9 protein-coding genes are annotated in these 11998 nt (G+C 72.3%); all 9 read right to left on the bottom strand.

Annotated features, from left to right (window positions below; all coding sequences use genetic code 11):
• Window positions 1-21: 21 nt before the first annotated feature.
• A complete protein-coding gene (locus tag OHS59_RS34890; RefSeq protein ID WP_328497333.1) occupies window positions 22-1104 on the bottom strand; it encodes a Zn-dependent alcohol dehydrogenase in 1083 nt (360 codons plus the stop codon).
• Between the two features lie 95 nt (window positions 1105-1199).
• Window positions 1200-2588 carry an aldehyde dehydrogenase family protein gene (locus OHS59_RS34885; RefSeq protein ID WP_328497332.1) on the bottom strand — a complete coding sequence of 463 codons (1389 nt, stop codon included), beginning with the start codon at window positions 2586-2588 and terminating at the stop codon, window positions 1200-1202.
• Between the two features lie 253 nt (window positions 2589-2841).
• Window positions 2842-3303 (bottom strand): DUF3574 domain-containing protein, encoded by a 462-nt coding sequence (locus OHS59_RS34880; protein WP_328497331.1) that lies wholly within the window; start codon window positions 3301-3303, stop codon window positions 2842-2844.
• Between the two features lie 20 nt (window positions 3304-3323).
• Window positions 3324-4676: an ABC transporter ATP-binding protein gene (locus OHS59_RS34875; protein ID WP_328497330.1), complete on the bottom strand. Its 1353-nt coding sequence runs from the start codon at window positions 4674-4676 to the stop codon at window positions 3324-3326.
• Window positions 4677-4820: 144 nt separating this feature from the next.
• Window positions 4821-6074 (bottom strand): MFS transporter, encoded by a 1254-nt coding sequence (locus OHS59_RS34870; RefSeq protein WP_328499472.1) that lies wholly within the window; start codon window positions 6072-6074, stop codon window positions 4821-4823.
• A gap of 85 nt (window positions 6075-6159) precedes the next feature.
• Entirely contained in the window at window positions 6160-7677 is a 1518-nt protein-coding gene (locus OHS59_RS34865; protein WP_328497329.1) for a CitMHS family transporter, read from the bottom strand.
• Between the two features lie 140 nt (window positions 7678-7817).
• A complete protein-coding gene (locus OHS59_RS34860) occupies window positions 7818-10073 on the bottom strand; it encodes a molybdopterin oxidoreductase family protein (protein ID WP_328497328.1) in 2256 nt (751 codons plus the stop codon).
• 277 nt (window positions 10074-10350) lie between these two features.
• Window positions 10351-10971 (bottom strand): TetR/AcrR family transcriptional regulator, encoded by a 621-nt coding sequence (locus OHS59_RS34855; protein ID WP_328497327.1) that lies wholly within the window; start codon window positions 10969-10971, stop codon window positions 10351-10353.
• A 63-nt stretch (window positions 10972-11034) separates the two neighbouring features.
• Entirely contained in the window at window positions 11035-11943 is a 909-nt protein-coding gene (locus OHS59_RS34850) for a hypothetical protein (RefSeq protein WP_328497326.1), read from the bottom strand.
• Window positions 11944-11998 lie beyond the last annotated feature (55 nt).

The following is an 11998-nucleotide window of genomic DNA, read 5'->3' as shown; positions in this document are numbered from 1 at the left end:
GCCTGCGCGCCTGCGGTGGGTCTAGAACATCACCAGCGCGCGTCCGCCCTTGCCCGCCAGCATGTTCTCGAACGCCGCCGGGATGCCGTCCAGGCCGATCCGTTCCGTGACGAGGGCGCTCAGGTCCAGCCGTCCCGCCCGGACGTGTCCGGCGAGGACCGGCAGGTCGCGGGAGGGGTCGGAGTTCCCGTAGACGCAGCCGGCGAGCGTGCGGCCCCAGTGGAAGATCTCCAGGGCGTTGAAGGTGACCTGCTGGTCCTTGCCGCCGATGCCGACGACCGTCGTACGGCCGCCGCGGCGGGTGGACTCCCACGCGGTACGGATCGTGACGGCGCGGCCCGCGCACTCCACGGCGACGTCCACACCCTGTTTCCCGGTGAGCCCCCGGATCTCGCGGGCCGTGTTGTCCGAGGCGACCACGTAGTCGGTGGCTCCGGCCTCGCGCGCCAGGGCCTCCTTCTCCGGTGACACGTCGACCGCCACGATCTTCGAGGCACCCGCGATCCGCGCGGCCTGGACGGCGGCGAGTCCGACCCCGCCGACACCGAAGACGGCCACCGTCTCGCCGGGGCGGACCTGGGCCGAGTGGTGCACGGCCCCGTAGCCGGTCAGTACGGCGCAGCCGAGCAGGGCGGCGTCCGCCAGGGGGATCCCGGCAGGCGCCGGCAGTACGCAGTTGGCGGCCACCACCGTCTCCTCGGCGAACGCGGCTACGTTCAGGCCGGGGTGGAGGTCCGTCCCGTCGGAGGAGCGGTGGGCGTAGACGTTCGCGGCCCCTGCCAGCGCGTTGGCGCACAGCCACACCTCCCCCAGCGAGCAGGCGTGGCAACTGCCGCAGGAGGGGGCCCAGTTGAGCACCGCACCGTCGCCGGGCGCGACATGCTCGACCCCGGGGCCGACGGAGACGACGGTCCCCGCTCCCTCGTGGCCGAGCACGGCGGGCACCGGCAGCCGCATGGTGCCGTTGGTCAGTGAGAGGTCGGAGTGGCAGACCCCGGCGGCGGCGAGGCGGATCCGAACCTGTCCGGGGCCGGGCTCCGGCAGGTCGATCTCGGTGATCTCCAGCGGGGCCCCGACGGCGGGCAGCACAGCGGCGCGGGTCATGACGTACAACGCTCCTAGGACTCTGGAACTTCAGAACCGCACATCTTCAGCACGGCAATCTTCAGCACGGCACATCTCTACAGCTCTGCGCATCTTCAGAACTGGAGGGACTTGGTCTGGAGGTACTCGGACAGTCCGTGGGAGCCCAGCTCGCGCCCGACGCCCGACTGCTTGTAACCGCCGAAGGGAGCCCGGGGGTTGAAGCGTCCGCCGTTGATGTCGACCTGGCCGGTGTCGAGTCGGCGCGCGAAGGCCACGGCCTCCGCCTCGTCCCCGGCCCAGACGGCGCCCGCGAGCCCGTACACCGTGCCGTTCGCGATGCGCAGGGCGTCCGCCTCGTCCTCGTACCGGATGATCGACAGGACCGGGCCGAAGATCTCCTCCTGGGCGATCGCCATCTGGGGGGTGACGTCGGCGAAGACGGTCGGGCTGATGAAGTACCCCTGCTCCCGCGGGGCTTCGGGCCCTCCGGCGACCAGCCGGGCGCCCTCGCCGACGCCCTTCTCGATGTAACCGCGCACGCGCTGCTGCTGCTTGGCGTTGACGACGGGGCCGATGCGCTCGCCGTACTTCGCGGCGGCGTCGGCGGCCAGGGCGACGGCCTCGTCGTACTGGGAGTCGTGCACCAGCATGCGGGTCCAGGCGCTGCACGTCTGGCCGGAGTTGGACATCACGTTGGCCACGCCGACGTTCACGGCCTTGGCCAGGTCGGCGCTGGGCAGGATGACGTTGGCGGACTTGCCGCCCAGTTCCAGGGCGACCCGCTTGACGGCCGCGCCCGCCGTCGCGCCGATCTGCCGGCCGACGGCCGTCGAGCCGGTGAAGGAGAGCAGGTCCACGCCCTCGTGCTCGGCGAGCGCCTGGCCGGCGACCGGGCCGAGGCCGGTGACGAGGTTGAAGACACCGGCCGGCACACCCGCCTCGTGGACCGCCTCCGCGAAGATCTGAGCGGTCAGCGGGGTGTCCTCGGCGGGCTTCAGCACAACCGTGCAGCCGGCCGCGAGGGCCGGGGCGACCTTGGCGACGATCTGGTGCAGGGGGTAGTTCCAGGGCGTGATCGCGCCGACGACGCCGACCGGTTCGAGGTAGACGGTCGAGTTGCCGACCTTCTCCTCGAAGGGGTGGGAGGCGGCGAGGTCCGCGTACGAGCCTGCGACCGCGATCGGCGCGCCGACGTGCACCGCCTGGGAGAACTTCAGCGGCGAGCCGAGTTCGGCGGTGACCGTCTCGGCGATCTCGTCCTTGCGGGCGACGAGGACGTCCCGCAGGGCGCCGATGAGTGCGGCACGCTCGGCGGGCGGGGTGGCGGCCCAGGCCGGGAAGGCGGTGCGTGCGGCCCGTACGGCGGCGTCGACGTCCTCGATCGTGCCCGCCGGGACGTGGGCGATGACCTGCTCGTCGGCCGGGTTCACGACGGCGATCGTGTCCGTCCCGGCCGCGGGGCGCCAGTCGCCGTCTATGTACATGCCGTCATGTGCCTTCATGCGTTCCTCCCGGGAGGGGCGTCGTCGTCCGGCCTCCAACCTAGCTGTCGTCCGCGCTACAAACTAGCGGTGTTAGTTTTTGCACGCCAGAGGTGGGCTTTGCGGTTCCGAGGAGGGGCCCGGGCGGTGTGTCGGCCGCGGGCGTGTTGTGACTGGTCGCGCCCGCAGGCACACAGCCACGCCCGCCCTCGCCCAGGGGCGCGAGCAACCGCGCGACCGGCCGGGCACGGCGGTCGCGGCCGGACGGCGGGGGTCAGAAGTCCGCGTGGGTCGGCTCGTCCAGCCTCGCCACGGATTCCTGGGCGAACTCCCTCTCGTAGGCGTCGCGGACGCGCTCGATCGAGGGGTCGGCCGCCCGCGCCCGCCCGACCGGATACAGCAGGATCAGCTCGTACGACCGCTCCCGTTCGATGATGCCGTTGCCGTCCCGCCACTGCCCGCGCCCGCCCTGCACAGTGAGCCCGTCCGGGAAGGCCGGAGTGACTTTCCGGTCGACGAAGTCCATGAACTGCCCGTCGGTGACCGCCGGACCGCCGTCGGGGCGCTCGGTTCCGAAGAACAGCCGGGTCTCGACGTAGGCCGCGCCCCTGACCGTCGGGGTGGCCTCCCGCGGCCTGTCGTCGGTGAGCGTCGCGTACGCGGCCGGGGCACCGGCGAACAGCAGGGCGGAGGCCGTCGCGGCGGCGAGGCGGCTGCGGGTGAGGTTCATGATCATGGGTGAATGACTACCGCGCGTCACGCCTCCAGGTCCGGCAGCCGCGCCGGGGCCGGGCAGATGCGTACGCCATGGTGGTCGAAGACGAACAGGTGGGCGAGGTCCACGAGGAGCGGGACATGCATGCCGGGCCGGAGCGCGTGGTCCGGTGTCGTACGCACGATGAGGTCACCCGGCAGCCGCGCCTCGCCCGGCGGCGGCTCGGGCGGCCGGTCCGGCTCCGCGTCGGCGGGGTGCTCCAGGACCACGACGGGCCCGGCCCGCAGCGCACCGGCCGCCCGGCCCCGCAGCCGGCCGAGGACACGGCCCTCCCGCCGGCGGCGCCCTGCCGGCCGGGCCACCGGGCGCGGCGCCTCCAGATCCGGTACGAACGCGGGCTGCGACCCGGTGTCGAGGTGGACCAGGACCTCGTGCCCCTGGAACTCCACATGCTCGACGAGCCCGCTGATCGCCACCTCCCCGGGCCTGGCCTGCCCGGGTCTGGCGAGGCGTACGGCCTCGGAGCGCAGCCCGACGATGACCTCGCGCCCCTGCTGCACCCGGAGCAACCGGTGGTCAGGGGACAGCGGTTCGGGCAGGACGAGGGACTGGCGGCCGAGGCCGATCGACATGGCCCCGTCGAGCGGGGCGAGGACGACGCCCCGGAGCAGATTGATCCTGGGGGTGCCGATGAAGGCGGCGACGAAGACGTTCTCCGGCAGCGCGTAGACCGTGCGCGGGGTACCGAGCTGCTGGAGGACGCCGCCGCGCAGGACGGCGACGCGGTCGCCGAGCGACATGGCCTCCGCCTGGTCGTGGGTGACGTACAGGGTCGTGACGTCCAGGTCCCGGGTGAGCCGGGCGATCTCGGCCCGCAGATGGCTGCGGAGCTTGGCGTCGAGGTTGGCCAGCGGTTCGTCCATCAGGAAGGCGGAGGGGTGCCGGGCGATCGCCCGGCCCATCGCCACGCGCTGGCGTTCCCCGCCGGAGAGCTGGTGGGGGAAGCGGTCCAGGAGGTCCTCGATGCCGAGCATCCTGGCCGTGGCCTCGACGCGCGGGCGCGGGTCCCGGCCGGGGTCCTCGATCCGCAGGGGGAAACCGATGTTCGCGCCGCTGTTCATGGTCGGGTAGAGCGCGTAGTTCTGGAAGACCATCGCCATGTCCCGCTCGGAGGGCGGGAGATGGTTGGCGTACGCCCCGTCGAGCCGTACCTCTCCCTCGGTGGGCTCCTCCAGTCCGGCGATCATCCTCAGCACGGTCGACTTGCCGCAGCCGGACGGGCCGAGCAGGACCAGGAACTCGCCGGGCGCGATGTCGAGCGACAGCCGCTCCACCACGCGGACGCCTTGCGTGTAGGACTTGCTGACCTGATGCAGAGAGACGGCACGTGGCATGACGCGTGACCCCCGGGGACTCACGGGGCGCTGATGCTCCGCGGACGGGTGTCTCGTGCGGGTGCGTACGAGACCTATGAGTCACGGAAGCTAACGGACCGCGCATGCCCGGGGAACCCTTTGAACGGCCCGGTCCCGTGCAAATCAGGCGCGGCCGTGCCCCGTTCGGCGTTTCTCCAGTTCAGGCGCGGGCACGGTCCTGTCCCGGCTCGCGGCCGTTTCGGGTCCGTTCGCGGTACGGCCCTGTCGCAGCCCCAGTCCCGAGGCGATCAGCAGCAGCACCCCGAGCATCACGAACGGCGCGGCCACGCCCGCGACTCCGGCGATCAGGCCCGCGGAGGCGGGCGCGGCGACCTGCCCGAGCCGGTTGCCGGTCAGCCGCAGGGCGAGGGCGGTGGAACGGGCGTCGTCCGGGGCCGCCTGGACGACCGTGGTCATCGACAGGGGCTGGCCGACGCCCAGGCAGAAGCCGAGCGCGGCGAGGATCACGGCGAGCGCCCAGACCGGCACGGGCAGGGCGATCCCCGCGCACAGCAGCGCCGCCAGCAGACAGGTCGTGGCGAGCAGCGCGGCCCGGCCCAGCAGCCGCAGCATCGGCGTCATCACCAGGCGGCACGCGATGGTCGCCGCCGCGCGCAGGCTGAGCAGCAGGCCGATCACGGAGGGCGCGATGCCCCGGTGTTCACCGACCACGGGCAGGTACGCGGTGAGGATGTCCGTCGTGGAGAGCACGGCGAGGCTGATGAAGATGCCCGCCGGTACGCCCCGGGTGCGCAGGATGCGGTGCACGGGCACGCGTGCGCCCCGTCCCGTACGGGAGGTGGACGGTGTGCGGTGCTCGATGCGCCACAGGGAGACGAACGAGACGGCCGCGACCCCGCCCGCGACCAGCAGGGCGAGGGCGCTGGTGCCCGCCATGTCCGGGCCGCCGATCAGCGCGCCCGCGGCGATCGGCCCGACGAGCTGGCCGAGCGAGGCGCCGATGGTGAAGTGGCCGAAGTTGCGGTCCTGTTCGTGCGGCGCGGACTGCCGGGCCACGAGCGACTGGGCGCCGATCACGAAGGAGAGGTGTCCGAGGCCCATCACACCGCTCCAGGCCGCCATCGCGGCGAGGGAGTCCGCCGTACCGCTGAGGGCGCAGCCGCCGGCGATGAGGACGACGCCGACCGGGAGGAGCGGGGCGCACCGGCCGTGGTCGGTCCTGCGGCCGAGCGGTACGGCGGCGAAGAGCGGCAGCAGGGCGTACACCCCGGCGATCACACCGATCGCGCGTTCGTCGGCGCCCAGCGCGAGGGCCCGGTAGGAGACGGCGGGCCGTGCCATAGACACCGCCCCCTGCGCGAAGCTGAAGGCGATGACGAGGCGGAGCAGCCAGCCGCGGTTCGTACCGGGCCTCACAGTGACGTTCTCCATCGGTCGGGAATCGGTTGGGATCGGCCTCCCGGCCGGGCGTTGGGCCAGGGGCCGAGGGCCGGGGGCCGGGTCAGATGATGCCGAACAGGATTCCGGAGCCGAGGACCACGAGCGAGGTGAGGGCGGCCCACTTGACCACGAACTTGGTGTGGTCGCCGAAGTCGACCTTGGCCATGCCGACCAGCACGTAGACGGCCGGGACCAGCGGGCTCGACATGTGCAGCGGCTGGCCCACCAGGGAGGCGCGGGCGATCTCCAGCGGCGAGACACCGTGCGCGGCACCCGCCTCGGCGAGGACCGGCAGGACACCGAAGTAGAAGCCGTCGTTCGACATGAAGTAGGTGAGCGGCAGGCTCAGGGCGCCGGTGACGACGGCCATGTGCGGGCCCATGCCGTCGGGGATGCCGTCGACGAGCCATTCGGCCATGGAGTCGACCATGCCGGTGCCCTGGAGGACGCCGGTGAAGACGGCGGCGGCGAAGACCATGCCGGAGACGTTGAGGACGTTGTCGGCGTGGGCGGCCAGGCGCTCCCGCTGGTCCGGGATGTTCGGAAAGTTGACCGTCAGGGCGAGCGCCGCGGCGAGCAGGAACAGGACCGGGATCGGCAGCAGTTCCATGATCATGGCGGTCAGGAGGACGGCCGTGAGCAGCGCGTTGAACCAGTACAGCTTGGGACGCAGGGTGGCACGGTTCGGGTCGAGGCCCTGGAGGCGTACGTCGTCCTCTTCGTCGTCGCCCTCGGCCCGCGCGTCGGCGTCGGTGCCGGATCCGGCGCCGCCCGTGGTCTTGGCGAAACGCACCTTGCCGTCACCGGGGCCGCCGGAGGCAGCGGCGCCTACACCCGCACCCGCACCGACCAGCACCGTCTCGGACTCGGACTGCGTCCCGGTCTCCGTCCCGGGGATCCCGGTCGCCGTCCCGGGGAGCCCGGTCTCCTGCTTCTCCTTCTCCAGCACGTCGGCCAGGCTCAGCACGCCGAGGCGCTTGCGCTCACGCAGGCCGAGGACGTACGAGAGGGCGATGACGGCGACCAGGCCGACGGCGAGCGCGGGGATCATCGGGACGAAGATGTCGCCGGCGTCGAGCTTGAGCGCGGTGGCGGCGCGGGCCGTCGGGCCGCCCCAGGGCAGGGTGTTCATCACGCCGTTGGCGGTGGCGGCGACACCGGTCATCACCACGAGGCTCATCTTGAGGCGCTTGTAGAGCGGGTACATCGCCGAGACCGTGATCATGAAGGTGGTCGAGCCGTCGCCGTCCAGGGAGACGATCGCGGCGAGCAGGGCCGTACCGACGACGATCCGCATCGGGTCGGCCTTGCAGAACTTGAGGATGCCCCGGACGACCGGATCGAAGAGGCCGACGTCGATCATGACGCCGAAGTACACGATGGCGAACATCAGCATCGCGGCGGTCGGCGCGAGGGTGCCCACCCCTTCGATGACGTAGTCGCCGAGATGCGCGCCCTTTCCGACGAACACACAGAAGAGTGCCGGGATCAGCACCAGCGCCGCGATCGGCGACATCTTCTTCATCATGATCAGGACCAGGAAGGTCGCGATCATGGTGAAGCCGAGGATGGTCAGCATGAGTGGATACCTAACGTTCGCCCTTGAACTCCCACCAGGGACGGCGGTTCGAGTGACGTTAGGTCGGGCCCACAAGTCTTAACAAGATGTTGACACGAGAGCAATAAGCGCAAAACTCCTGGTCACAGCGTGTGTGGCAGTCACAGCTCGGGGCCTGCAGGCGCGATGTCGACGGGTACGCCGTTGAGGACGGCCGTGCCGGACAGCGGGTCGAGCAGGCTGCCGTCCAGGAGCTGGTTGACGTTGACGCCGGGGTGCGTGGTGGCGTGCCGCAGCCGGGTTCCCGGCCGGTCGTGCCCCCAGCCGTGCGGCAGGCTCACGACCCCGCGTCGTACGGAGTCGGTGACCTCGGCCGGGGCGACGACCTCTCCCCCGGCGCCCTTCACGCGCACCGGTGCCCCGTCGGTGACGCCGAGGCGTTCGGCGTCGTCGGGGTGGATGTGCAGGGTGCAGCGGTTGGTGCCGCCGGTGAGGGCGGGGATGTTGTGCATCCAGCTGTTGTTGGACCGCAGATGGCGGCGGCCGACCAGGACGAGGCCGTCGGGGCGCTGCCGGAGGGCGTCCCTGAGGCGCGGGAGATCGTCGGCGAGCGGCCGGGGGAAGAGTTCGACGAGTCCGCTGCGGGTCTTGAGGGGGCCGGGCAGCCGCGACTGCAGCGGTCCGAGGTCGATGCCGTGGGGCGCGGCCAGCAGCTTCTTCAGATTCAGGCCGTCGGGGCGGGCGCCGAATCCGTCGCCGTACGGGCCCAGGCGCAGCATCATGTCGAGGCGGCGCTCGGGGCCGGTGTCGCCGGTGAGGGCGGCGGCGAGCTCGCGGGGGTCGCGGCCGTGCACCGGGGAGTGCTTTTCCTTGACGGCCTTGCCGAGGGTCTGGTCGACGACCAGGGCGTCGACGGCGGAGGGGTCGGCGCCGTGCATGCCGGTCGCGGCGAGGACGAGCCGGGCGAGGATCTCCGTCTCGGCCATCCTGCCGGGTTCCAGGGGGACGGCGGCGCGGGTGTACCGGACCTGGTTGCGTACGGCGAGGGTGTTGAAGGCGAAGTCGTGGTGCGGGCTCTGCGAGGGCGGGGGCGGCGGCAGTACGACGTGGGCGTGGCGCGAGGTCTCGTTCAGGTACGGGTCGACGCTGACCATGAAGTCGAGCGAGTCGAGGGCCTTGTCGAGGCGGTCGCCGTCCGGGGCGGACAGGACGGGGTTGGCGGCGATGACGACGAGGGCGCGGACCGGCTCGCCCTCGGCGGTCGCGGTGTCGATCTCCTCGGCGAGCGCGGCGAGCGGCAGTTCGCCCTTGGCCTCGGGGTGACGGCTCACGCGGCTGTGCCAGCGGCCGAGCGCGAAGCCGTGGCCGGGCCCGGCGGGGCGGGGCGTGCGGTCGGTGGCGGCCTGCGGGAAGAGGGCGCCGCCGGGCCGGTCGAGGTTGCCGGTGAGGATGTTGAGGACGTCGACCAGCCAGCTGGCCAGGGTGCCGTGCGGCACGGTGCAGCTGCCGATGCGGCCGTATACGGCGGCGGTGGGCGCGGCGGCCAGTTCACGGGCGAGGGCCCGGATGGTCCCGGCGTCGATGTCGCACGCCCCGGCAGCGGCCTCGGGCGTGAAGTCCCTTACGGCGTCGCGGAGTTCATCGACTCCCTGGACCAGTTCGCCCAGTTCGCCGAGGTCGGTGAGGTGCTCGTCGAAGAGGACGTACGCCATGGCCGCGAGGAGCAGTGCGTCGGTGCCGGGGCGGACGGCGACGTGCCGGTCGGCGAGTTTGGCGGTGCGGGTGCGGCGGGGGTCGATGACCGTCAGTGTGCCGCCGCGCGCCTTGAGGGCCTTGAGCTTGCCGGGGAAGTCGGGTGCGGTGCACAGACTGCCGTTGGACTCCAGGGGGTTGGCGCCGATCAGCAGCAGGTGGTCGGTGTGGTCGAGGTCGGGTACGGGGATCGCGTTGGCGTCGCCGTAGAGGAGGCCGCTGGAGACGTGCTTGGGCATCTGGTCGACGGTGGACGCGGTGAAGAGGCTGTGCGTGCCGAGTCCGGCGAGCAGGACCGTCGGGTAGAGGGCGCCGGCCATGGTGTGCACGTTCGGGTTGCCGAGGACGGCTCCGACGGAGTGCGGGCCGTGGCGCTCGACGACCGGGCGCAGTCCGGCGGCGACCGCGTCGAAGGCCTCCTCCCAGGTGGCCTCGCGCAACTCGCCGTCCTTGCGCACGAGGGGGGTGCGCAGGCGGTCCGGGTCGCCGTCGGCGGCTCCGAACGACGCCCCCTTCGGGCAGATGAACCCCTGGCTGAACACATCGTCGCGGTCCCCGCGCGCGCTGGTCACCCGGGTCCCCTCGATGGTGAGCGTCAGCCCGCAGGTGGCCTCGCAGAGCGGGCAGATGCGCAGGGCTGTGCGGGAGTCGGCGGTGGTGGACACGGGTCCTCCCGAAGGGACGGCGGCAACGGTGGCGCTCTGACCGGGCCGAGCATACCGACCGGTATGGACGGTGGGGAGGGGGTGCGGGGGGTCGGGTCGGAAATTCGCTCGCCGGCCGGCCCGTGGGGAACTGCGCGCGTCCGGGCCCAGGACCCCGGGCTCCGGTTGTCCGCGCACACCCCGGAATCGGTGCGCCGGCCGTGCGTCGCACCGGCCGGCGGACGGCTCATCAGCGGATCGGCACTTCGGCGGATCGGCAGTTCGGCAGTTCGGCGGATCAGTCGAGTGAGCGGGACAGATACGCCCGGAGCAGCTCTCGTGTCTCCTCTATGACCCGCTCGTCGCCCGACGGGTCGAGGCGGAAAGCCAGCTGGACGAGGGTGTCGGCGGCCTCTACGGCGATGAGGAAGGTACGCCGGAGGTCCTCGTCGGGGGTGCGGTCGAGGTAGGCGGAGAGCATGTCGGTCAGGCGGTCGGCGACGCGGGTGTTGGGCTCGGCGTCGCGGGTGCCGACGGGTATCTGGTTGCCGAAGTCGACGAGGGAGAAGCCGGGCGCGGTGCGCTTCATGGCGAGGTACTCGTCGAGAACCGCGTCCATGGCCACCCGCCAGCCCGCCCCGCTGCCGGTCCCCTGGAGGCGGTGGGTGACGCGGTCGGTGTAGATGTCGAGGTTGCGCTGGGCGAGCGCGTCGACCATGGCCCGCTTGTTGCCGAAGAACCGGTAGACGGATCCGATGGGCACCCCGGCGCGCAGAGCGACCGCGCGGGTGCTCAGGGCGTCGTAGCCGACCTCGTCCAGGAGGTCGGCGCAGGCGTCGAGGATACGGGTGAGTCGTTCGGCGCTACGGCGCTGTACGGGCGCACGGCGCAGCGAGGTCGCATGGGGCACGGGCTTCATGATGCCTTTCCGCCGGGTTCCGGTGAACCTTGCCCTTGGGTACGAAGTCGGTGCCCGTACCACTCATCCATCGCTCACGGAGGCCGCGGGCGACGGGCCGTCCGCCTGGGCGGTCGGGAACGGCGGGCCGCCTGCCGGGACCGTCTGCAACAGCAGAGTGGTCGGCGGGGCGGGCAAGGGTGGCGGACCGCCGGCCGGGACGGGCGGGAGCGGCGGGCCGCCTGCCGGGACCGTCTGCAACAGCAGGGTGGTCGGCGAGGCGGGCAGGAGCCGCAGGTCGGCCGGCGGGGACGGCAGGGCGGCGGTCGTCGTCATCGGCGGGCGCGGCAGGGCGGTGGGCGTCGTCGGCGGCGGGGCGAGGGCGTTCGGCGCCGTGGTCGTGGGTGGTGGGGCCGGCGTGGTCCGCTTCCCGTGCGGGGGCCCCGGGTCCGACACCGTGATGTCGGCCGTGCTGGCGACCGGCTCCCCGTCGACGGCCCACACCGTGTCGTCGTCCGCGTGCAGCCGCACGGTCACCTGATGGGTGCCGCGCGAGACGATGTCGCCCGCGAGATGGTGGTCCGGGCCGCGCAGGACGGACAGGGGGCGGCCGTCCAGCCGGAGCATCGCGTAACCGCGCCCCGGTTCGGCCTTCTTCTCGGTGCCGGCCGGCGAGAAGCGGAAGTCGTGGACCGTCAGCCGGACGTCCCAGCCGTCGTCGCCATCGGTATCAGCACCCTCGTCGGCACCCGCGTCGGCGTCGTCGGCGGCGGGCTGTATCTCGATCGCGACCTCGGGTGCGCTCTCCTCGTCGATCTCACGGTAGTGCCGCCCCTCCTCGTCCCTGTCCTTCAATACCTTGCCCACCGGCGACGGTCTCACCTTGTCGTCCTCGCGCGCGCCGTCGGACCCACAGCCCGTCGCTCCGACGAGCAGAGCACCGAACAGGGCACAGACCGCGAGCGCGGTGAGGAATGCGCGCGTCCACGACATGCCGGGAGATTAGAACACCGCTCCGACAGCCGGATCCCCCTTGAGTCTGGTTCTG

It is taken from the genome of Streptomyces sp. NBC_00414 (genome assembly GCF_036038375.1).
Classification (GTDB): Bacteria; Actinomycetota; Actinomycetes; order Streptomycetales; family Streptomycetaceae; genus Streptomyces.
This window is presented reverse-complemented; position numbering and strand designations above follow the sequence as displayed.